This window comes from Streptomyces sp. NPDC048288 (assembly GCF_043201555.1).
Lineage (GTDB): Bacteria > Actinomycetota > Actinomycetes > Streptomycetales > Streptomycetaceae > Streptomyces.
Window position 1 is genome coordinate 1 of the sequence record NZ_JBICZD010000002.1, and the last position, 20,629, is coordinate 20,629.

The following is a 20,629-nucleotide window of genomic DNA, read 5'->3' on the forward strand; positions in this document are numbered from 1 at the left end:
CCGTTTTCCGATCCGATTTCCTCGGTGCTTTCCAGGTTTCCGCTCTCGCGTTTCCCTTTCCGGCGGTTCCGACTCTATCAGATCCTTTCGGCGTCCGATTCCCAGTCAGCGGGGGTTGTCTTCTCGGCTGTTGGGCCGTTCCGACGAGTGAGACTTTAGCGGATTCCCGGCCTCCGAGCTAATCGGGGGCCGCGTCCTTTCGAACGTGGATTCCTCATTTCGCACAGCACATGCCGAAGCAACACGACGACATGCGTCGATTGCCGGTAGGTACTTGCGGAATGGTTGTCCGGGGACCGACCGGGGTCGGCGCTCACGTCGGACAACTCGGAGAACACTACGTATCCGTTTGGGGTGTGTCAACTCAACGGCGGACGGCACCCCACGGGCGTAAGGTGGACGCCATGACTACGCGTACGTGTACCCAGCAGTGGTGGCCCGCCTGACGGCGGCCGCGCTCACGTACGTATTCAACGGCCGCCGCCTCGGCGGCCGTTCGCGTATCTCCCTCCGGAACCCCTGAGGGTCGGCCGCCCGGGACGGCGGCCTCGACCAGGAGGTGGAGAGGGAATGACACGGGTCTTCAGCGGGATCAAGCCGACCGGGCACCTGACACTGGGGAACTACCTGGGGGCCATGCGCCAGTGGGCCGCGGTGGACCAGCACCAGTCCGACGCGCTGTTCTGCATCGTCGATCTGCACGGCATGACCGTGGACCACGATCCGGCCCGGCTGCGCAGACTCACCCGGCAGGCCGCGACGCTGCTGCTGGCGGCGGGGCTGGATCCCGAGCTGTGCACCGTGTTCGTACAGAGTCATGTCGACGAGCACACCCGGCTGTCGTACGTCATGGAGTGTGTGGCGGCCGACGGGGAGATGCGGCGGATGATCCAGTACAGGGAGAAGGTCGCGAGCGAGGGGGTGCGGGGGCGGGGTGTGCGGCTGTCCCTGCTGACGTATCCGGCGCTGATGGCGGCGGACATCCTGGCGTACGGGGCGGACGAGGTGCCGGTCGGGGACGACCAGGCGCAGCACGTGGAGCTGACGCGGGATCTGGCGGTGCGGTTCAACCAGCGGTACGGGCACACGTTCGTGGTGCCGAGGGCGACCGTGCCGGCGGTGGCGGCGCGGGTGATGAACCTGCAGGATCCGACGTCGAAGATGGGGAAGAGCGACGACTCGGGGCCGGGGATCGTCTATCTGCTCGACGAGCCGGACGTGATCCGGAAGAAGATCATGCGGGCCGTGACCGACAGCGGGCACGAGGTCGTGTACGACCGGGAGGAGCAGCCCGGCGTCGCGAATCTGCTGGAGATTCTCGCTGCGTGCACGGGCGGGAACCCTGAGTCACTGGCAACCGTTCACGATTCGTACGGCGCTCTGAAGCAGGCCACCGCGGAGGCGGTGCTGGAGGTGCTCAGGCCCGTGCGGGCCAGGCACAAGGAGCTGTGTGCGGATCCGGGATATGTGGAGGGGGTGCTGCGGCATGGGGCGGAGAAGGCTCGGGCGATCGCCCGGCCGATCGTCGATACCGCCTACCGGGCGATCGGGCTGTTGCCGCCCGGTGCCTTCGCGGAGTCGGTGGCGGCCGAGCCCGCGTTGAACGCGGCGCGGTAGGCGCGGGGGCTGGTGGCGAGGCGCGATGCGAAGTGCTGGCGCATCGTGACCTCGCTGCCGAAGCCGGCCCGGCGGGCGATCTCGGGCATGGGCAGGTCGGTGCGTTCGAGGAGTTTCTGCGCCGCCGCGATGCGCTGGTCGAGGAGCCAGCGGAGCGGGGTCGTGCCGGTTTCCGCGGTGAAGTGGCGGGCGAAGCTGCGCGGTGACATTCCGGCGTGGGCGGCGAGGCCGGCGACCGTGAGCGGTTCGTGCAGCCGGCGCAGGGCGTGTTCGCGTACGGCGGCGAGGGTGTCGGCGTCGCGGTCGGCGCGGGGCGTGGGGTGCTCGATGAACTGTGCCTGGGTGCCGGTGCGGAAGGGGGCGGTGACCATCGAGCGGGCGATGGTGGCCGCGGCCTCGGCGCCGTGGGCCTGCCGGACCAGATGGAGGCAGAGGTCGATGCCGGCTGCCGTTCCGGCGGCGGTCCAGATGTTGTCGTCCTCGATGAAGAGGGCGTCGGGGACGACGGTGACCTGGGGGTGGCGGGTGCGCAGGAGGTCGATGAGGTTCCAGTGGGTGATGGCTCGGCGGCCGTCGAGCAGGCCGGCCTGGGCGAGGGTGAAGGCGCCGCCGCAGAGGGCGGCGAGGGTGGTGCCGCGGGCGTGGGCGCGGCGGAGCGCGTCGAGAACGGGGGTGGGTGCGGGTGCGAGGTGCTCGTCGAGGCCGGGGACGACGATGAGATCGGCGCGGTCGAGCCAGGCGAGGGTGCGGTCGGGGTGCAGGGCCAGGCCGCCGCGCATCGGAATGGGGGTGGTGGTGTCGACGGCGGCTCTGCGCAGGTCGAAGGAGGGGGCGCCGCGGTCGGTGCGGTCGGTGCCCCAGACCTCGGTGATGACGGAGGCGTCGAAGGCGCGGATGCCGGGGAAGGCGACGAGGGCGATGCGCTGCGCGGGAGCCTCGGTGGGCGTGGCGGGCGCGGGTGGCGGCATGGCTGGCAGTAAACCATCGATCGCTGGCTTCTGTCCGTCTGGGGCGGGTCGGGTCCCGGCGCCAGGATCGTGGCCATGGGAGACAACACGGAAAGCAAGCAGCTCGCTGTCGCCGCCGGCGCGGCCCTGGTGGTCGTCGATGTGCAGAAGGGCTTCGAGGAGCTCGGCTTCTGGGGGCCGCGGAACAACCCCGGGGCCGATGAGAACATCGCGGCGCTCGTCGACGTATGGCAGGAGACCGGGCGGCCGGTGGTGTTCGTCCGGCACGACTCGGTGAATCCGCGGTCGCCGCTGCGGCCGGGTCAGGAGGGGAACGACTTCAAGGAGTACGTGGAGGAGAGGAGGGCGAAGGGAGCTGCCGGTGGCGGTGGTGCCGAGTTGCTGGTCACGAAGTCCGTGAACTCGGCCTTTCTCGGGTCGCCGGATCTGGGGGCCTGGCTGACGGGGCAGGGTGCCGGGCAGATCGTGCTGGCCGGGATCCAGACCAACATGTGTGTCGAGACGACGGCCCGGATGGGCGGGAATCTCGGGTACGACGTGCTGGTGGCCTACGACGCGACGCACACCTTCGATCTGGCGGGGCCGTTCGGCTGGCGGCGCACGGCGGAGGAGTTGGCGCAGGCGTCGGCGGTGTCCCTGCACGGGGGCGGTTTCGCGCGGGTGCTGACCACGAAGGAGATCGTGGCGGCCGCGGCGGTCTAGCCACCGCCCCCTCGGGTCGTCGGTGTCAGTCCTTCTTCCCGGTGGCGAGTTCGCGGCTGCGGTCGCGGGCGGCTTCGAGGGCGGCGATGAGGGCGGCCCGGACGCCGTGGTTCTCCAGTTCGCGGATGGCGTTGATGGTGGTGCCGGCGGGCGAGGTGACGTTCTCGCGGAGTTTGACGGGGTGTTCGCCGCTGTCGCGGAGCATCACGGCGGCGCCGATCGCGGACTGGACGATGAGGTCGTGGGCCTTGTCCCGGGGCAGGCCGAGCAGGATGCCGGCGTCGGTCATGGCTTCGACGAGGTAGAAGAAGTACGCCGGGCCGGAGCCGGAGAGGGCGGTGCAGGCGTCCTGCTGGGACTCGGGGACCTGGAGGGTCTTGCCGACGGCGCCGAAGATCTCCTCGGCGGTGGCCAGGTGGGCGGCGGTGGCGTGGCTGCCGGCGGAGATGACGGACATCGCCTCGTCGACGAGGGCGGGGGTGTTCGTCATGACGCGGACGACGGGGGTGCCGGTGGCGAGGCGCTCCTCGAAGAAGGAGGTGGGGATGCCCGCCGCGCCGCTGATGACGAGGCGGTCGGCGGGGATGTGCGGGGCGAGTTCGTCGAGGAGGGTGCCCATGTCCTGCGGCTTGACCGTGAGGATCAGGGTGTCGGCGGTCTTCGCGGCCTCGGCGTTGGTGACCGGCGTGACTCCGTGGCGGGCGCGGAGTTCTTCGGCCCGTTCCGGGCGGCGGGCGGTGACCAGGAGGTCGGCAGGCGCCCAGCCGGCGCGGATCATTCCGCTGAGCAGGGCTTCGCCGATCTTGCCGGTGCCGAGGACTGCGACTTTCTGACTCATGCGGTTCAGTTTCGCACCGGGGTGAGGGGGGCGGGGTGGTTGTCCGGTGGGCGGGACGTGCCGGCGGTGCTATGCCGTGCGGCGCCTGAGGGTCGCCGCTCCCAGGGCCAGGACCAGCAGGGCGCAGCCGGCGACGATCAGGACGTCCCGGACGAAGGTGGCGGTCATGTCGGTGTGGTGGAGGACCTCGTTCATGCCGTCGACGGCATAGGACATGGGGAGGACGTCCGACACCGCTTCGAGGGCGGGGTGCATCTCGGAGCGGGGTGTGAAGAGGCCGCAGAGGAGGAGCTGGGGGAAGATCACCGCGGGCATGAACTGGACCGCCTGGAATTCGGAGGCCGCGAAGGCCGAGACGAAGAGTCCGAGGGCCGTGCCGAGCAGGGCATCGAGCAGGGCGACCAGGAGCAGCAGCCACGGGGAGCCGGTGACGTCCAGGCCCAGCAGCCAGACGGCGAGGCCGGTGGCGAGGGCGGACTGGATGATCGCGAGGATGCCGAAGGCGAGGGCATAGCCGGCGATGAGGTCGGCCTTGCCGAGGGGCATGGCGAGGAGGCGTTCGAGGGTGCCGGAGGTGCGTTCGCGGAGGGTGGCGATGGAGGTCACCAGGAACATCGTGATGAGCGGGAAGATGCCGAGCAGTGAGGCGCCGATGTTGTCGAAGGTGTGCGGGCTGCCGTCGAAGACGTAGCGGAGCAGCACCAGCATCAGGCAGGGGATGAGGAGCAGCAGCGCGATCGTGCGGGGGTCGTGGCGGAGCTGGCGCAGGACGCGGGCGGCGGTGGCGGTGGTGCGGGAGAGGTTGAGGGCGCTCACGGGGGCGGCGGCGGTGGCCGACTGGGTGCTCATCGGGTGGTTTCCTTCGTGCGGGACTGGGCGGCGGCGGCTTCGTCGACGAGGTGCAGGAAGGCCGCCTCGACGGTGTCGGAGCCGGTGCGGGTGCGCAGGGCCTCGGGACTGTCGTCGGCGAGGATCCCGCCGTCGCGCATGAGGAGGAGGCGGTGGCAGCGCTCGGCCTCGTCCATGACGTGGGAGGAGATGAGGAGGGTGGCGCCGCGGTCGGCGGCGATGGAGTGGAAGAGGTGCCAGAGGTCGCGCCGCAGGACGGGGTCCAGGCCGACGGTGGGCTCGTCGAGGACGAGGAGTTCGGGGGTGCCGAGCAGGGCGACGGCGAGCGAGACGCGGCTGCGCTGGCCGCCGGAGAGGTTGCCGGCGAGCGCGTCGGCGTGGCCGGTGAGGTCGACTTCGCCGAGGACGCGTTCGACGTCGGCGCGGCGCTCGGCGGTGGGGCGGGTGGGGTCGAGGACGGCGCCGAAGTAGTCGAGGTTCTGGCGGATGCTCAGGTCATCGTAGACGGAGGGGGCTTGGGTGACGTAGCCGATGCGGGTGCGCAGGGTGGGGTGTCCGGCGGGGCGGCCGAGGACGTCGAGCGTGCCGCTGACTTTCGCCTGGGTGCCGACGATCGACCGCATCAGGGTCGACTTGCCGCATCCGGAGGGCCCGAGCAGGCCGGTGATCTGTCCGCGCGGGACGGTGAAGTCAAGGCCGCGGAGCACGGTGCGCGGGCCACGGACAGCCGTGAGTCCGGCGGCCCGGACGGCAGGGGGCAGGACTGAGTTGCCGGCGGCCTCGTGCGGCTCCGGCGAGTAATTCACCATGCGATGAATAATGCTCCGGGGGGTGGGGGTCGTCAAGGGGCGGGGGCTGCAGCGCCCCGCAAGGGGCGCGGGGCTGCATCGATGTGCGGCTCCGCCGCGTGGGCGCGACCAGCCCCCACCCACCCGCACCCGACCCGGAACGTCAGGCCGGGCAGGCGAGGGCATCGCTCAGGAGTTGACGGCGACGAGAAGGAGCACGTCGTACGTCTCCTCGACGACGCCGTCCGGAAAGGCCGTCAGGAGGTGGTCGCGTTCCTCCGCGAGGAAGGCGGTGCGGCGCTCCTCGGGGGTGACGAGGAACGCCGAGTGGCTGGAGATGTTGGCGAGATGGGTGTCGAGAGGAACCCGGCGGCTCCAGCGGACCACGCGTCGGCTGAAGCGGAGCGCGCCGCTGGGGTCGGCGAGGTCCGTGCGGTCGGTCCCCTTGCTCTGCTCGGCCTTGACGTCGATGCCGAAGAAGCGGCTGATACGGGCGGACGAGTCGGCGATCCAGTCCACGTCCAGGGCGCTCGTGTTCCACCACAGCGCCAGCGCACCGCCGGGACGCAGCACCCGGAGCGCCTCCGGCACGGAGCGGGCGGGGTCGGTCCAGTGCCAGGCCTGGGCGTAGGTGAGGAAGTCGGCGGTGTCGTCGGCGAGGGGGAGGGCGTTGCCGTTGCCGCGGACGATCGGGACGCCGGGGAGCGTGGTGTGGAACTGGGCCGCCATGCCCTCGCCCGGCTCCACCGCGACCACGTCGGCGCCGCGCGTGTGCAGGAGGGCGGTCGCGATGCCGGTACCCGCGCCGACGTCGACCACCCGGGCGCCCGTGAGGGAGCGGCCGGCCTCCTCCTCGACGGCGTCGAGGAGCGCGGACGGGTAGGAGGGGCGGTTCGCGGCGTACTGGGCCGCGGCGGCGTTGAAGGAGTGGGCGCGGGCGGCGTGGGAGGGGGTGGGGTTCGGGAGGTGCGACTGGCCTGTGGTCATGCGGCCATGGTCCTCGGCGGCGGAGCGGCGGGGACAGAGGATTTCCGCGGGGCGGGTGTGCCCGCCCCGGCGGCTGCCTCCAGGCCGCCTCAGCGCTTGCGCTTCTTCTTCGACGGGTCGCCCGAGCGGCGGGTGGAGCGGCGCTCGTGTTCCTGGACGGCGGTCTGGTACTCGGCGCGGTGGAGTTTCTCGCCGGGGGCCTCCACGAGGGAGCGGAAGAAGTAGGCGAGCAGGGAGCCGACGAAGCCGATGGCGAGGAGGCCGCGGAGGGAGGCCTGCCGGTCGGGGTCGGGGCACTTGCCGAAGGACTCCCACGTGTTCCGGAAGGCCAGGGCGCTGCAGATGGCGAACATCGCGACGACGAGAACGGTCACGAAGGATCCGGTGTCGGCCAGCTGCACGCCCTCGTACGCGAGGCGGAGCACCAGGCAGGAGACGACGGCGGCGGCGAGCGAGCCGGCGGCCACGCCGATCCGGCGGGCTGTGTAGCGGTCGTCGTGGTCCACCCAGGACGTGCCGAAGAAACGGAGGGGCTCCGGGCGGGGGCCGCCGGTGGAGCCCGCGGGGGTGTCCGGGGTGCCTGGTTCGTCGCTCACGGGACGATTATGGCGCCGCCGGCCCACGGGCTCCGGGACGGGGTCGGGTGACCGGTCAGGCGCAGCGGTCGGCGACGTAGCCGTCGCTGCCGGTGTTGACGTAGGCGTCGGACACGTACTCGCCGTTGCTGATGTTGTCCCAGATGTTCGACGTGCCGTAGTAGCCGGACACGGTCGAGCCCGGGGTCTGGCAGTAGATCGGCACCTTGGCGCCCTCGGTGAGGACTCGGGTGATGGAGTAGCTGGTGCCGGGGCCGCTGCGGACGTTCAGGCGAAGGCCCGGAGCGGTGTCGTAGTAGCGGACGGTGGCGGCGGCGTTCGCCGTGGCGGCGGAGCCGAGCAGCATGAGGAAAGCGCTGCCGGTGACCGCGGCCAGCAGGGTGGATCTGCGTCTGAGCGATGTCATACGAGTCCTCCGAAGTCCGAAGACCGGATCAGGCGAAGTCGAATCGGGAGTCCCGATCGCGAAACCGGATCAGGCGCAGCGGTCGGCCACGTAGCCGTCGCTGCCGGTGTTGACGTAGGCATCCGAGACGTATTCACCGTTGTCGATGTTGTCCCAGATCTTGGATGTGCCGTAGTAGCCGGACACCGTCGTACCGGGCGTCTGGCAGAAGATCGGAACGCGGGTGCCCTCCGCGAGGGTCCGCGTGATGCCGTAGTTGGTGCCCGGGCCGCTGCGGACGTTGAGGCGGACGCCCGGGGCGACCGCGTACGTCTTCACCGACGCCGCCGCCAGGGTCGTGACGGCCTCTTCCTCGCCGCTGCTCTCGGCTTCCTGCGCGTGCTCGACAGACATGTGGTGCTCCCCCCACTGGACCCATGAGTGCCATGGAGTCCCGTTGATTCCCCGCGATCGAGCCACGAAACACATGTGCGTAACTCGCACGCGGAGGCTAGCAAGCCGCCTCTGTATCGCACGAGTCATCGACTAGGCTCCGTGCGTCGCGCTCCGCGGAACCAGCACGGGGGTGGTCCCTTGACGCCACAGCGCAACACCGGAGCGGGCGCGGAAGCGGAACTTCCCGAGTACGCCGGGCACTACCGCCTGGAGTCCTGCCTGGGTTCCGGTGGCATGGGCGTGGTCCATCTGGCCCGCAGCACCTCGGGGCTGAAGCTCGCGGTGAAGGTCGTACACGCCGAGTTCGCCAAGGACCGCGAGTTCAGGGGCCGTTTCCGGCAGGAGGTGGCCGCCGCCCGCAAGGTCAGCGGTGCATTCACCGCGCCCGTAGTGGACGCCGATCCCGAGGCCGCGCGGCCCTGGATGGCCACCCTCTTCATCCCCGGCCCGACCCTCGCCGAGCAGGTGAAGCGGAACGGGCCCATGCCCCCTGCTCAGTTGCGCCGGCTGATGGCGGGGCTCGCGGAGGCGCTGCGCGACATTCACCGGGTCGGCGTGGTGCACAGGGATCTCAAGCCGAGCAATGTGCTGCTGGCCGAGGACGGGCCCAAGGTCATCGACTTCGGTATCTCCCGGCCGAAAGACAGCGAACTGCGGACCGAGACCGGGAAGTTGATCGGTACCCCGCCGTTCATGGCGCCGGAGCAGTTCCGGCGGCCGCGTGAGGTGGGGCCCGCCGCCGACATCTTCGCGCTGGGGTCGGTGCTGGTGCACGCGGCGACCGGGCGGGGGCCGTTCGACTCCGACAGCCCGTATGTCGTCGCCTACCAGGTCGTGCACGACGAGCCCGACATCACCGAAGTGCCGGAGGAGATCGCTCCGCTGGTGCTGCGCTGTCTCGCCAAGGAGCCGGAGGACCGGCCGACGCCCGACGAACTGATGCGGGAGCTGCGGTCGTTGTCGGCGTCGTACGACACGCAGGCGTTCATACCGGCACAGCGGGTCACGGACGAGGACGGCGACGACGGTGAAGCGCCGAAGGAGGAGACGTCCGACGCCGCACCGGAACGGAAGAGAAGAGGACCGTGGAAGGCGACGAGGCGTCGCATGGCCGTCGCCGCCGGGTCGAGCGTCCTGGCTCTGGGTGGTGTGGTCGCCTCGGTGCTCTGGCTCGCGGGCGGTGATCCGACACCCGCGGGCAGCACAGTGCACGGCTCCGCGACCGCGTTCGAGGCGTGGCAGACGGAGGCGGTGGCCAAGAGCGGCTCCGGGATGCCCCAATGCGTAGCCGGAGAGGGGAAGTTGCTGTGCTTCCGGTCGGGGCTGGCTTTCGCACTCGACCCGGTGGACGGCCATGTGCTGTGGCGGCACAGGGTCGCGGACGAGCGTACGAGCGGCTCGCCGTTCCTGTCGGGCGGGCTCCTGCTGCTCCCGACGGACGGGGGCCGGCGCGTGGAGGCGTTGGACGCCGCCTCGGGCTCGTCGCACTGGAAGAAGGACTTTCCCGAGCCCCAGGTCATGAAGATCACCAAGAGCATGCTGCTCGTCGTCGGCGCCGACATGACGGTCACCGGTATGGACAGCGAAACCGGCCGCACCGAGTGGAGCCTGACCCTCTCCGGCAGCGGCACGCCGTCCCTGAGCTCGTTCGCCGGGGATCCGCTGACGTACGCGACCAGCACCTCCTCCCATGGGAACGACACCCTGGTCACCGCGCTTGATCCGGTCACGGGCGCCAAGCGCTGGGAAGCCCGTCTGGCGGGGAATCTGGAGCCGTTCGGCAGCGCCGACGGGTCTTTGTACCTGCTGTCCCTGGACACCACCGCCGGGGAGACGGACGCGGTCGTGCGCTACACGCCGGGCACCAAGGCGACCCGCCGGGCGGCGCTGCCCGTTCCCCGGGTGGCTCCGGGTGCCACCGTGCGCGGCGATGTCGTCTATCTGCTGGCCGCTGCCGGCTCGCTGGAGGCCGTCGATGTCGAGAGTGGCAAACAGCTCTGGGCACTCCAGACCTCGGTGAGCCGGGGCTCCGCGCCCGTGACCGACGGCCGCCATGTCTACTTCACGGCGGCCGACGGACGTCTGCTCGCCGTCGACGCCCGCGAGGGAACCCTCGTTGGCCAGACCCCGGCGCGCCTCGGCGCGAACACGAGCGAGGTCACGGCAGCCCTGCCGGCACCGCTAATCCTCGCCTCCCACATCTACGCCACCGCCCCCGACGGCACCGTCTTCGCCGTGGACGCGGGTGATCCGGCCGGCTGGTGACGGTGGGCGGGGGGAAGGCGAAGGGGCCGCTCCCGGTTGGGAGGCGGCCCCTGAGGCGCTACGGCGGCTACGGCGCTGTCGGCGCTACGGCAGGCGTGGGTCAGCCCAGCTTGGACACGTCGCGGACCGCGCCCTTGTCGGCGCTGGTGGCCATGGCGGCGTAGGCGCGGAGTGCGGCCGAGACCTTGCGCTCGCGGTTCTTCGGGGCGTACACGCCGTTGAGGGCCTGCTCGCGGCGGGCGAGTTCGGCGTCGTCGACGAGGAGCTCGATGGAGCGGCCCGGGATGTCGATGCGGATGCGGTCGCCGTCCTCGACGAGGGCGATGGTGCCGCCGGAGGCCGCCTCGGGGGAGGCGTGGCCGATGGAGAGGCCGGAGGTGCCGCCGGAGAAGCGGCCGTCGGTGATCAGGGCGCAGGACTTGCCGAGCCCGCGGCCCTTGAGGAAGGACGTCGGGTAGAGCATCTCCTGCATGCCGGGGCCGCCCTTGGGACCCTCGTAGCGGATCACGACGACGTCGCCGTGCGTGACCTGCTTGTTGAGGATCTTCTCGACGGCTTCCTCCTGGGACTCGCAGACGACCGCGGGGCCCTCGAAGGTCCAGATGGACTCGTCGACGCCGGCCGTCTTGACCACGCAGCCGTCGACCGCGAGGTTGCCCTTGAGGACCGCGAGGCCGCCGTCCTTGGAGTAGGCGTGCTCGACGCTGCGGATGCAGCCTTCGGCCGCGTCCTCGTCCAGGGCCTCCCAGCGCTCGGACTGGGAGAAGGCCTCGGCGGAGCGGACGCAGCCGGGGGCCGCGTGCCACAGCTCGATCGCCTCGGGGGACGGGGAGCCGGCGCGCACGTCCCAGGTCTTCAGCCAGTCCGCGAGGGAGGGGCTGTGGACGGAGTGCACGTCCTCGTTGAGGAGGCCGCCGCGGTGCAGCTCGCCGAGGAGGGCGGGGATGCCACCGGCCCGGTGCACGTCCTCCATGTAGTACGTGCGGGTCTTCGCGACGTTCGGGGCGACCTTGGCGAGGCAGGGCACCCGGCGGGAGACCTCGTTGATCTCCTCCAGGCCGAAGGGGACGCCCGCCTCCTGGGCGGCGGCCAGCAGGTGCAGGATCGTGTTGGTGGAGCCGCCCATCGCGATGTCCAGGGCCATGGCGTTCTCGAACGCGGCGAAGGTCGCGATGTTGAGCGGCAGGACCGTGTCGTCGTCCTGCTCGTAGTAGCGGCGGGTGAGGTCCATGACCGTGGTGGCCGCGTCGACGTACAGCTGTTTGCGGGCCGTGTGGGTGGCCAGGACCGAGCCGTTGCCGGGGAGGGAGAGGCCGATCGCCTCCGTCAGGCAGTTCATCGAGTTGGCGGTGAACATGCCGGAACAGGAGCCGCAGGTCGGGCAGGCGTTCTCCTCGATCTTGAGGACGTCCTCGTCGGAGACGTTCTCGTTGGCCGCGTCGACCATCGCGTCGATCAGGTCGAGGGTGCGGACCGTGCCGTCGACGAGGGTCGCGCGGCCGGCCTCCATGGGGCCGCCGGAGACGAAGACCGTCGGGATGTTCAGCCGCAGGGCGGCCATCAGCATGCCCGGGGTGATCTTGTCGCAGTTGGAGATGCAGACCAGGGCGTCGGCGCAGTGCGCCTCGACCATGTACTCGACCGAGTCCGCGATCAGGTCGCGGGAGGGGAGGGAGTACAGCATGCCGCCGTGGCCCATCGCGATGCCGTCGTCCACGGCGATCGTGTTGAACTCGCGCGGGATGCCACCCGCCTCCTTGATCGCCTCGGAGACGATCCGGCCGACCGGCTGGAGGTGGGTGTGGCCCGGCACGAACTCGGTGAAGGAGTTGGCGACGGCGATGATCGGCTTCCGGCCGATGTCCGCGCCGGGTACACCGGAGGCGCGCATAAGGGCGCGGGCGCCCGCCATGTTGCGACCGTGGGTGACTGTGCGGGACCTCAGCTCGGGCATCGTCGCTCGCTCCTTCAGACAGATAGGGCTGCTAATGAGCGTACGCCCGTTGTTCAGGCCTCGGGACGAGGTGTCCGGAATGCGGGACGCGGATCTCAGCCGGGCTGGTCACGGACCGGTCAGATGCCCCTGCACCACCGGGGCGACCCGGCGCACGATCTGCTCCAGGTCCGCCGAGGCCAGCGGCTCCACCCTGATCACATAGCGCAGCATCGCGCAGCCGATCAGCTGGGCGGCCGCCAGCTCGGCGCGCAGCTCCGCGTCCGGGAGGTCCAGCTGTCCGGCGATCCGGCGCAGCAGCTGGGTGGCGATCAGCCGGCGGAAGACGGCGGCCGCGGCCTCGTTGTTGACGGCGGAGCGGACGATCGCCAGCAGCGGCTTACGGGTGGTCGGGTTCTCCCAGACGCCGAAGATGAACCGGGTCAGGCGCTCGCCGACACCGTCCGGCGGGCCGTCCGCGATCGCGGCGGGCGCGTTCAGCGCGGGGGCGAAGGCGACCGAGATGGCGGCCTCGAAGATCTGGTCCTTGGTGCCGAAGTAGTGATGGACCAGCGCGGAGTCCACACCGGCCGCCTTGGCGATCGCGCGTACGGAGGTCTTCTCGTACCCGCGCTCGGCGAACTCCTCGCGGGCGGCGACGAGGATACGGTCCCGGGTGCCGGCCGACTCGGTACGCGGGGGCCGGCCGCGGCGACGGGTACCGGCACCCGCGTCCGTGCCGCCGTTCTCGGTACCCGTCACCGGCGCGGCACCTTGAGCGCCGAGGCCAGGTGCAGGCGGGTGAAGGCCAGGGCTTCCGCCAGGTCGGCCTCGCGCTCCGCGCCGGACATCGCGCGCCGGGTGTTGACCTCGATCACGACATGGCCGTCGAAGCCGGTGAGCGCGAGGCGCTCCAGCAGCTCGGCGCAGGGCTGGGTGCCGCGGCCCGGCACCAGGTGCTCGTCCTTGGCGGAGCCGCGGCCGTCGGCGAGGTGGACGTGGCCGAGCCGGTCGCTCATGCGGTCCACCATGGCGAGCGCGTCCACGCGGGACGTCGCGGCGTGGCTGAGGTCGATCGTGAAGTGCCGGTAGTCGTCCTTGGTGACGTCCCAGTCGGGGGCGTACGCCAGCATCTCGCGGTCGCGGTAGCGCCAGGGGTACATGTTCTCCACCGCGAACCGTACGTCCGTCTCGTTCGCCATCCGCCAGATCCCCTCGACGAAGTCGCGGGCGTACTGGCGCTGCCAGCGGAACGGGGGGTGTACGACGACCGCGCTCGCGCCCAGCTTCTCGGCGGCGGCGCGGGCCCGCTGGAGCTTGACCCAGGGGTCGGTGGACCAGACCCGCTGGGTGATCAGCAGACAGGGGGCGTGGACGGCGAGGATCGGGATGCGGTGGTAGTCGCTCAGTCTGCGCAGGGCCTCGATGTCCTGGCTGACCGGGTCGGTCCACACCATGACCTCGACGCCGTCGTACCCGAGGCGTGCGGCGATCTCGAAGGCCGTCGCCGTCGACTCCGGGTAGACGGAGGCCGTGGAGAGCGCGACCTTCGCATCCGGGATGCGGACGACGTCCCTTGGTTCTGCCACGAGGGACAGGTTACGGGGTGGGGCCGGGTGGGAAGGGGGCGCCTGCTCGCCGTTGTGACCAGGGTCGCGCCGGCGCCCCTGCCGGGCTACGCCGATCCCATGTGGTCGAGGCGCCGCAGGATGACGCCCTCCCGGAGCGCCCACGGGCAGACCTCCAGGTTCTCCACCTCGAAGAGGTCCATCGCGGCCTCCGCGACCAGCGCACCCGCCACCAGCTGGCCGGAGCGCCCCTCCGACACCCCCGGAAGCGCGCTCCGCTGGGCGGTGCTCATGGCCGCCAGCCGCGGGACCCAGGTCGTCAGGGAGCCCCGCTTGAGCTCGCGCTGGACGTAGAGGCCGTCGGCGGAGCGGGCCGCGCCGGCGATACGGGCCAGCTGCTTGAAGGTCTTGGACGTGGCGACCACGTGGTCGGGGGCGCCGAAGCGGCTGAACTCGCCGACCGTCCGCGCGATCTCGGCGCGTACATGGCGACGCAGCGCCCGTATGTCGTCGGAGGTCGGCGGGTCGCCCGGGAGCCAGCCGGCGGTGAGCCGGCCCGCGCCCAGCGGCAGCGAGACCGCCGCGTCCGGCTTCTCGTCGATGCCGTACGCGACCTCCAGCGAGCCCCCGCCGATGTCCAGGACCAGCAGCTTCCCGGCGGACCAGCCGAACCAGCGGCGCACCGCGAGAAAGGTCAGCCGGGCCTCCTCGGCCCCGGTGAGGACCTGGAGCTCGACGCCCGTCTCGGCCTTCACGCGCGCGAGCACGTCATCGGCGTTGGTGGCCTCGCGCACGGCGGACGTGGCGAACGGCAGCAGTTCCTCGACACCCTTGTCCTCCGCGGCCTGCAGGGCCTCATGGACGACACCGACCAGTTTCTCGACCCCGTCGGGGCCGATCGCCCCGTTGCCGTCGAGGAGTTGGGCAAGGCGCAATTCCGCCTTGTGCGAGTGCGCCGGCAGCGGGCGCGCGCCGGGGTGCGCATCCACCACCAGCAGATGCACCGTGTTAGATCCCACGTCGAGGACACCGAGTCTCATGTACGGAACGCTACTGCCACCTGGGCCGGAACCCGTCCTCGGAGCCGTCCCCGAACCGGTCCCGGGCGACTTACCCTGGACGCGTGCCAAAGACGAAAAAGACGAAGGACCACAAGGGCGCCCAATCTGCCGACGGTTCTTCGCGGGTGAAGCCACCGAAGCCGTCGAAGACGTCGCGGCAGGCTCTCGCAGCGGACGAGAAGGGCCTCGACTTCGCGCGCGCATGGGTGGAATTCCCTGATCCGGCGGACGACGAGCAGGTCTTCCGCTGCGATCTGACCTGGCTGACCTCCCGCTGGAACTGCATCTTCGGCAGCGGCTGCCAGGGCATCCAGGCGGGCCGCGCGGACGACGGCTGCTGCACGCTGGGCGCGCACTTCTCCGACGAGGACGACGAGAAGCGGGTCGCCGATCACGTGGCGAGGCTCACGCCGGACATCTGGCAGCACCACGACGAGGGCACCCGCGACGGCTGGATCTCGGAGGACGAGGACGGCTCCCGCCAGACCCGCCCCTTCAACGGCTCCTGCATCTTCCAGAACCGCCCCGGTTTCGCGGGCGGCGCGGGCTGCTCGCTGCACATCCTCGCGCTGAAGGAGGGCCGCGAGCCGCTGGAGACCAAGCCGGACGTCTGCTGGCAGCTCCCGGTCCGCCGCACCTACGACTGGATCGACCGCCCGGACGACACCCGCGTCCTCCAGGTCTCGATCGGCGAGTACGACCGCCGGGGCTGGGGCCCGGGCGGCCACGACCTCCACTGGTGGTGCACCTCGGCCACCTCCGCCCACGGCGCCGGCGACCCCGTCTACGTCTCCTACCGCCCGGAACTGACCGAACTGATGGGCAAGGCCGGCTACGACCGTTTGGTCGAGCTGTGCGAGCAGCGCCTGGCAAGCCAGCTCCCCCTGCTGGCTCCGCATCCGGCGGATCCTAAGGACTGACGCCCGCCGAAGCGCCCCGTCAGGGGCGCGGGGCTGCCTTTGATGTGCGGCTACCGCCGCGTGGGCGCGACCAGCCACAACGAAGCCGCACCCGCCCCGCCCCCTCACCGCAGCCCCTCTCCCCCCTCACGGACTCACGGACTCGCCGACGCCCCCGCACTCTCGCTCTCCGTCGGCGAGGCCGACTCCGTCGGAGGCGCCCCCGTGTCCGAGGCGCTCGGCGTGGGCGAAGCCGACGTCGGCGGCTCACTGACCGGCGGTGTCGGCTCGGCGGACGCCGACCCCGTCGCCGTCGGCCCCGGCCCCCCGCCAGGGGTCGGCTTGGGCCCCCGGCGCGACGGCGGAGCCATCCCGTACCCGCCGATCGACACCACCGCCCCCGCCGGTGCCACCGCCACCCGCGCTCCCCAGCGCCCGGCCGGTTCCCGCAGATGATCGACGTACACCTTGATCGTGAACGACTCGCCCGGCTGTAGCGTTCCTGCGGATCGCGAGAAGTACAGCCACCCGGCCGGCGTGGACAGCGACCACCGCACCGGCGCGTCCCCGGACGCCGCGAGCGTGATCAGCGTGGTGTCGCCGTCGTTCGCGGCCGTCACCGCGAGGTGCCCCGCGCCGGTCGCCTTCCGGTCCGTCCCGGCGACGCTGATCACCTCCACCGAGACATCGGCCTTGCCGTCCTTCCCGATGCGCGGCCCGGGTCTCGGGCCGGCGTTTCCGGCGTTCTCGTAGCCCCCGGTCCGGTCGCCGTCGAGCGCGTCGGGGCCGGCTGCCTCCCGCGCGGTGGCGGACGGTCCCTCGTGGGTCTCCCCCGGTGAGCCCCGGTAGGCCGCCCACAGGGCCAGCACCGGCGCGGCCACGACCGTGGCGACGACGGTCGTGGTGACGGCACGCGCGCGGAGCCGGTCGCGGCGGGCCGCGTGGTCCTTGGGGTCCATCGGGAAGCCGCGCCGGTCGAAGCGGGGCACCGCGGCGCCCCGCGCGCGTGGCTGGTGGGCCATGGCCATGTGCAGGGCCGCGCGGGGCGCCTCCAGGACGGGCAGCTCGGCGGGCGTGGTCATCGCGCCGGGCCACCGCCCGGGGGCCGCGCGCTCGGCGGTGCGGCGGCAGCGCGGGCAGTCGTCGACGTGCCGGACCAGTTCGCGGCGCAGGGCGCTGCTGAGCACCAGCTGGCTGTCCCCGGTGAGGTGGGACACGCTCGGGCAGCCGCCGGTCTCGACGACGGCGAGGGCCGCGCGGGTGCGCTCCACCTCGCAGGCGGCGGAGGCGAGCAGCTCACGGGCGCCGGCCAGGTCCAGGCCGAGGACGGCGGCGACCTCCTGCGCGGCGAGGTGGTGGCGGACGGCGAGTTCGAGCGCCTCGCGCTGCTCGGGGGTGGTGCCGGCCGCCTCGGGCCAGGCGAGCAGGGCGAGTTCGCGGCGCCGCTGCTCCTGGACCTCGGTGACGGCCGGCGGGTCGGGGGCGAGGTGGCGGCCCGGCGCGTGATGGGCCTGACGTTTCTGCTTGGCCTGGGCGAGCCCGCGCAGACAGGCCCAGCGGGCCAGCGCGTACAGCCAGGCCCGGCGGTCGCCGGCGGCCTCCGGGACGCGCTGCCCGCGCCGCTCGGCGAGTGCGAGGACGTCCCCGAGCGCGGCGGTGGCCGCGTCGTGGTCGCACAGCACCGAGAGGCAGTAGGTGAACAGCCCGTCGAGGTACGGCTCGTAACGCGCCGGCGGTCGCTGCGCCAGCGCGCGCGCCGCCGTACGATCACGCGCCGTACGCGCCTCCCGGTGCGCCCGGTGTGCGCCGGTCGTGCGGGTCGAGGTCTCCGGACTGCTGCTCATCACCCGTGCGACCGTAGGCGGCGGCGTATCGCCCCTTCTTGCGGCTTGAGCACTTTTAATCCGTACGGGTGAAACGATCCCTCATAAGGGGACAGGAACCTGTTATTCCGTGGCTCGTTCCTCACCGGGCGTGGCCGAGACCGGTCCACCCACACCCGTCACCCGCGCCACCCCGGTCCCGCTGTCAGTGGCGGGGGCTACGGTTTCCGCATGGCCACCCGTACCAAGACCGCGAAGGACCGACCGTCGTACCGCTGCACCGAGTGCGGCTGGCAGACGGCGAAGTGGCTCGGCCGCTGCGCCGAGTGCCAGGCCTGGGGGACGATCGAGGAGTACGGCGCGCCAGCGGTCCGTACGACGGCTCCCGGCCGGGTCACCACCTCCGCGGTGCCCATCGGCCAGGTCGACGGCCGCCAGGCCACCGCGCGGACGACCGGCGTGCCCGAGCTGGACCGGGTCCTCGGCGGCGGTCTGGTCCCCGGCGCGGTCGTGCTGCTGGCCGGGGAGCCCGGCGTCGGCAAGTCGACCCTCCTGCTCGACGTGGCGGCCAAGTCGGCCAGCGACGAGCACCGCACCCTCTATGTCACCGGCGAGGAGTCGGCGAGCCAGGTCCGGCTGCGCGCCGACCGCATCGGCGCCCTCGACGACCACCTGTATCTCGCCGCCGAGACCGATCTGTCCGCCGTCCTCGGCCACTTGGACGCGGTGAAGCCGTCGCTGCTGATCCTGGACTCCGTGCAGACGGTCGCCTCCCCCGAGATCGACGGCGCGCCCGGCGGCATGGCCCAGGTGCGGGAGGTGGCCGGGGCGCTCATCCGCGCGTCGAAGGAGCGGGGCATGTCGACCCTCCTGGTGGGCCACGTCACCAAGGACGGCGCGATCGCCGGTCCCCGGCTGCTGGAACACCTGGTGGACGTCGTCCTGCACTTCGAGGGCGACCGGCACGCGCGGCTGCGTCTGGTCCGGGGCGTCAAGAACCGCTACGGCGCCACCGACGAGGTCGGCTGCTTCGAGCTGCACGACGAGGGCATCACCGGCCTCGCCGACCCGAGCGGGCTCTTCCTGACCCGGCGTGCCGAACCGGTCCCGGGTACCTGTCTGACCGTGACCCTGGAGGGCCGCCGTCCGCTGGTCGCCGAGGTCCAGGCCCTCACCGTCGACTCGCAGATCCCCTCCCCCCGCCGGACCACCTCCGGCCTGGAGACCTCCCGGGTCTCGATGATGCTGGCGGTGCTGGAGCAGCGCGGGCGGATCAGCGCGCTCGGCAAGCGGGACATCTACTCCGCGACGGTGGGCGGCGTGAAGCTCTCCGAGCCGGCGGCGGACCTCGCGATCGCGCTGGCGCTGGCCTCGGCCGCGAGCGACACCCCCCTGCCCAAGAACCTGGTCGCCATCGGCGAGGTCGGCCTCGCGGGCGAGGTCAGACGGGTCACCGGCGTCCAGCGCAGGCTCTCCGAGGCACACCGTCTGGGCTTCACGCACGCGCTCGTACCGGGCGATCCGGGCAAGATCCCGCCGGGCATGAAGGTCCTGGAAGTCGCCGACATAGGAGACGCCCTGCGGGTGCTGCCGCGCTCCCGTCGCCGAGAGGCCCCACGGGAGGCGGAGGAGCGCCGGTAGACTTTGCCCTGGTCTCGCCCGTCCGTACGAACCGCGTGCGGGTGCGGGAGCGCCTCAGAACCTGCGACCGGAGGAGTGCAGTGGCAGCCAACGACCGGGCAGCGGCTCCCGGAAAGTCCGGTGGGAGTGCCGGTTCCGATGGCCTGATGCGCGCCTCGCTGAGCGCTGTGGCTCCGGGCACGTCCATGCGGGACGGCCTGGAGCGGGTCCTCCGCGGCAACACCGGCGGGCTCATCGTCCTCGGCTTCGACAAGTCGGTCGAGACGATGTGCACGGGCGGTTTCGTGCTGGACGTCGAGTTCACGGCGACCCGGCTGCGGGAGCTGTGCAAGCTCGACGGCGGCATCGTGGTCTCCACCGACCAGTCGAAGATCCTCCGGGCCGGCGTCCAGTTCGTACCGGACGCCACGATCCCGACGGAGGAGACCGGCACCCGGCACCGCACGGCCGACCGGATCTCCAAGCAGGTCGGCTTCCCGGTGGTCTCGGTCTCCCAGTCGATGCGGCTGATCGCGCTCTACGTCGACGGTCAGCGCCGGGTCCTGGAGGACTCGGCGGCGATCCTGTCCCGCGCGAACCAGGCGCTGGCGACGCTGGAGCGGTACAAGCTCCGCCTGGACGAGGTCGCGGGAACGCTGTCGGCGCTGGAGATCGAGGACCTGGTGACGGTCCGCGACGTGTCGGCCGTCGCGCAGCGGCTGGAGATGGTCCGGCGGATCGCCACGGAGATCGCCGAGTACGTGGTCGAACTGGGCACCGACGGGCGGCTTCTCGCGCTCCAGCTGGACGAACTGATCGCCGGGGTCGAGCCCGAGCGGGAGCTGGTGGTCCGGGACTATGTGCCCGAGCCGACGGCGAAGCGGTCCCGCACGGTCGACGAGGCGCTCGCCGAGCTGGACGCGCTGAGCCATGCGGAGTTGCTGGAACTGCCGACGGTGGCGCGGGCGTTGGGGTACACCGGTTCGCCGGAGGCGCTGGACTCGGCGGTGTCGCCGCGCGGGTTCCGGCTGCTGGCGAAGGTGCCGCGGCTGCCCGGGGCGATCATCGACCGGCTGGTGGAGCATTTCGGGGGGCTGCAGAAGCTGCTCGCTGCCAGCGTGGATGACCTGCAGACGGTGGACGGGGTCGGGGAGGCTCGGGCGCGGAGTGTGCGTGAGGGGCTGTCCCGGCTGGCGGAGTCTTCGATTCTTGAGCGGTATGTCTGAGTTCGCCCAGTAGCTCGGCGGGGTGCGGTTGTACGGCGGCTGCGGGTG

19 protein-coding genes are annotated in these 20,629 nt (G+C 71.7%); 6 read left to right on the plus strand and 13 right to left on the minus strand.

Features of this window, described 5'->3' with window-relative positions:
• Window positions 1-570 precede the first annotated feature (570 nt).
• Window positions 571-1,617 carry a tryptophan--tRNA ligase gene (gene trpS, locus ACGFZS_RS06340; protein WP_393794131.1) on the plus strand — a complete coding sequence of 349 codons (1,047 nt, stop codon included), beginning with the start codon at window positions 571-573 and terminating at the stop codon, window positions 1,615-1,617.
• On the opposite strand, the gene ACGFZS_RS06345 is transcribed toward trpS, so the two are convergent.
• Window positions 1,536-2,585 carry a GlxA family transcriptional regulator gene (locus ACGFZS_RS06345; RefSeq protein WP_393794132.1) on the minus strand — a complete coding sequence of 350 codons (1,050 nt, stop codon included), beginning with the start codon at window positions 2,583-2,585 and terminating at the stop codon, window positions 1,536-1,538. The genes trpS and ACGFZS_RS06345 overlap by 82 nt on opposite strands.
• Window positions 2,586-2,660: 75 nt before the next feature.
• On the opposite strand from ACGFZS_RS06345, the gene ACGFZS_RS06350 reads away from it, so the two are divergent.
• Complete coding sequence (locus tag ACGFZS_RS06350) at window positions 2,661-3,287, plus strand: cysteine hydrolase family protein (RefSeq protein ID WP_393660004.1); 627 nt, start codon at window positions 2,661-2,663, stop codon at window positions 3,285-3,287.
• A 25-nt stretch (window positions 3,288-3,312) separates the two neighbouring features.
• Here the strand turns inward: ACGFZS_RS06350 and proC are convergent, their stop codons facing one another.
• The 7 genes from proC to ACGFZS_RS06385 all read right to left on the minus strand — a co-directional run bounded on the left by proC (window position 3,313) and on the right by ACGFZS_RS06385 (window position 8,144).
• The gene (gene proC, locus ACGFZS_RS06355) at window positions 3,313-4,125 is read right to left on the minus strand and encodes a pyrroline-5-carboxylate reductase (protein WP_355727886.1); all 813 of its coding nucleotides are present in this window, start codon (window positions 4,123-4,125) and stop codon (window positions 3,313-3,315) included.
• A 69-nt stretch (window positions 4,126-4,194) separates the two neighbouring features.
• Window positions 4,195-4,974 carry an ABC transporter permease gene (locus ACGFZS_RS06360; protein WP_393794133.1) on the minus strand — a complete coding sequence of 260 codons (780 nt, stop codon included), beginning with the start codon at window positions 4,972-4,974 and terminating at the stop codon, window positions 4,195-4,197.
• Window positions 4,971-5,783 (minus strand): ABC transporter ATP-binding protein, encoded by an 813-nt coding sequence (locus ACGFZS_RS06365; protein ID WP_393794134.1) that lies wholly within the window; start codon window positions 5,781-5,783, stop codon window positions 4,971-4,973. Before ACGFZS_RS06365 ends, ACGFZS_RS06360 begins: the two co-directional genes overlap by 4 nt.
• Window positions 5,784-5,951: 168 nt before the next feature.
• Window positions 5,952-6,749 (minus strand): class I SAM-dependent methyltransferase, encoded by a 798-nt coding sequence (locus tag ACGFZS_RS06370; protein WP_393794135.1) that lies wholly within the window; start codon window positions 6,747-6,749, stop codon window positions 5,952-5,954.
• Window positions 6,750-6,838: 89 nt separating this feature from the next.
• Window positions 6,839-7,345: an EamA/RhaT family transporter gene (locus tag ACGFZS_RS06375; RefSeq protein ID WP_393794136.1), complete on the minus strand. Its 507-nt coding sequence runs from the start codon at window positions 7,343-7,345 to the stop codon at window positions 6,839-6,841.
• A 55-nt stretch (window positions 7,346-7,400) separates the two neighbouring features.
• Window positions 7,401-7,691 carry an SH3 domain-containing protein gene (locus tag ACGFZS_RS06380; RefSeq protein ID WP_393794857.1) on the minus strand — a complete coding sequence of 97 codons (291 nt, stop codon included), beginning with the start codon at window positions 7,689-7,691 and terminating at the stop codon, window positions 7,401-7,403.
• A 129-nt stretch (window positions 7,692-7,820) separates the two neighbouring features.
• Window positions 7,821-8,144 (minus strand): SH3 domain-containing protein, encoded by a 324-nt coding sequence (locus tag ACGFZS_RS06385; RefSeq protein WP_393660015.1) that lies wholly within the window; start codon window positions 8,142-8,144, stop codon window positions 7,821-7,823.
• 180 nt (window positions 8,145-8,324) lie between these two features.
• Here ACGFZS_RS06385 and ACGFZS_RS06390 point away from each other — a divergent pair, with 180 nt between their 5' ends.
• Complete coding sequence (locus ACGFZS_RS06390; protein ID WP_393794137.1) at window positions 8,325-10,451, plus strand: PQQ-binding-like beta-propeller repeat protein; 2,127 nt, start codon at window positions 8,325-8,327, stop codon at window positions 10,449-10,451.
• A 100-nt stretch (window positions 10,452-10,551) separates the two neighbouring features.
• Here ACGFZS_RS06390 and ilvD read toward each other — a convergent pair whose 3' ends face one another.
• The 4 genes from ilvD to ACGFZS_RS06410 form a co-directional block, all read right to left on the minus strand.
• Window positions 10,552-12,405 carry a dihydroxy-acid dehydratase gene (gene ilvD, locus ACGFZS_RS06395; RefSeq protein WP_393794138.1) on the minus strand — a complete coding sequence of 618 codons (1,854 nt, stop codon included), beginning with the start codon at window positions 12,403-12,405 and terminating at the stop codon, window positions 10,552-10,554.
• A gap of 108 nt (window positions 12,406-12,513) precedes the next feature.
• Complete coding sequence (locus ACGFZS_RS06400) at window positions 12,514-13,146, minus strand: TetR family transcriptional regulator (RefSeq protein ID WP_365679876.1); 633 nt, start codon at window positions 13,144-13,146, stop codon at window positions 12,514-12,516.
• Window positions 13,143-13,973: a sugar phosphate isomerase/epimerase gene (locus tag ACGFZS_RS06405; protein WP_359225515.1), complete on the minus strand. Its 831-nt coding sequence runs from the start codon at window positions 13,971-13,973 to the stop codon at window positions 13,143-13,145. The genes ACGFZS_RS06400 and ACGFZS_RS06405 overlap by 4 nt, the downstream gene beginning before the upstream one ends.
• 86 nt (window positions 13,974-14,059) lie before the next feature.
• On the minus strand, window positions 14,060-14,992 hold the full coding sequence (locus tag ACGFZS_RS06410) for a Ppx/GppA family phosphatase (protein ID WP_393794139.1): 933 nt from the start codon (window positions 14,990-14,992) through the stop codon (window positions 14,060-14,062).
• Between the two features lie 146 nt (window positions 14,993-15,138).
• On the opposite strand from ACGFZS_RS06410, the gene ACGFZS_RS06415 reads away from it, so the two are divergent.
• Complete coding sequence (locus ACGFZS_RS06415) at window positions 15,139-15,933, plus strand: hypothetical protein (protein ID WP_393794858.1); 795 nt, start codon at window positions 15,139-15,141, stop codon at window positions 15,931-15,933.
• Window positions 15,934-16,067: 134 nt separating this feature from the next.
• Here the strand turns inward: ACGFZS_RS06415 and ACGFZS_RS06420 are convergent, their stop codons facing one another.
• Window positions 16,068-17,759 (minus strand): hypothetical protein, encoded by a 1,692-nt coding sequence (locus ACGFZS_RS06420; RefSeq protein ID WP_393794140.1) that lies wholly within the window; start codon window positions 17,757-17,759, stop codon window positions 16,068-16,070.
• A gap of 207 nt (window positions 17,760-17,966) precedes the next feature.
• On the opposite strand from ACGFZS_RS06420, the gene radA reads away from it, so the two are divergent.
• Complete coding sequence (gene radA, locus ACGFZS_RS06425) at window positions 17,967-19,376, plus strand: DNA repair protein RadA (protein WP_393794141.1); 1,410 nt, start codon at window positions 17,967-17,969, stop codon at window positions 19,374-19,376.
• A gap of 80 nt (window positions 19,377-19,456) precedes the next feature.
• Entirely contained in the window at window positions 19,457-20,581 is a 1,125-nt protein-coding gene (gene disA, locus ACGFZS_RS06430) for a DNA integrity scanning diadenylate cyclase DisA (protein ID WP_393660023.1), read from the plus strand.
• Window positions 20,582-20,629 lie beyond the last annotated feature (48 nt).

Bases quoted from the DNA above. Each gene is read 5' to 3' on its own strand.
- trpS (WP_393794131.1), top strand. From the start codon at position 571: ATGACACGGGTCTTCAGCGGGATCAAGCCGACCGGGCACCTGACACTG.
- ACGFZS_RS06345 (WP_393794132.1), bottom strand. From the start codon at position 2,585: ATGCCGCCACCCGCGCCCGCCACGCCCACCGAGGCTCCCGCGCAGCGC.
- ACGFZS_RS06350 (WP_393660004.1), top strand. From the start codon at position 2,661: ATGGGAGACAACACGGAAAGCAAGCAGCTCGCTGTCGCCGCCGGCGCG.
- proC (WP_355727886.1), bottom strand. From the start codon at position 4,125: ATGAGTCAGAAAGTCGCAGTCCTCGGCACCGGCAAGATCGGCGAAGCC.
- ACGFZS_RS06360 (WP_393794133.1), bottom strand. From the start codon at position 4,974: ATGAGCACCCAGTCGGCCACCGCCGCCGCCCCCGTGAGCGCCCTCAAC.
- ACGFZS_RS06365 (WP_393794134.1), bottom strand. From the start codon at position 5,783: ATGGTGAATTACTCGCCGGAGCCGCACGAGGCCGCCGGCAACTCAGTC.
- ACGFZS_RS06370 (WP_393794135.1), bottom strand. From the start codon at position 6,749: ATGACCACAGGCCAGTCGCACCTCCCGAACCCCACCCCCTCCCACGCC.
- ACGFZS_RS06380 (WP_393794857.1), bottom strand. From the start codon at position 7,691: ATGCTGCTCGGCTCCGCCGCCACGGCGAACGCCGCCGCCACCGTCCGC.
- ACGFZS_RS06385 (WP_393660015.1), bottom strand. From the start codon at position 8,144: ATGTCTGTCGAGCACGCGCAGGAAGCCGAGAGCAGCGGCGAGGAAGAG.
- ilvD (WP_393794138.1), bottom strand. From the start codon at position 12,405: ATGCCCGAGCTGAGGTCCCGCACAGTCACCCACGGTCGCAACATGGCG.
- ACGFZS_RS06410 (WP_393794139.1), bottom strand. From the start codon at position 14,992: ATGAGACTCGGTGTCCTCGACGTGGGATCTAACACGGTGCATCTGCTG.
- radA (WP_393794141.1), top strand. From the start codon at position 17,967: ATGGCCACCCGTACCAAGACCGCGAAGGACCGACCGTCGTACCGCTGC.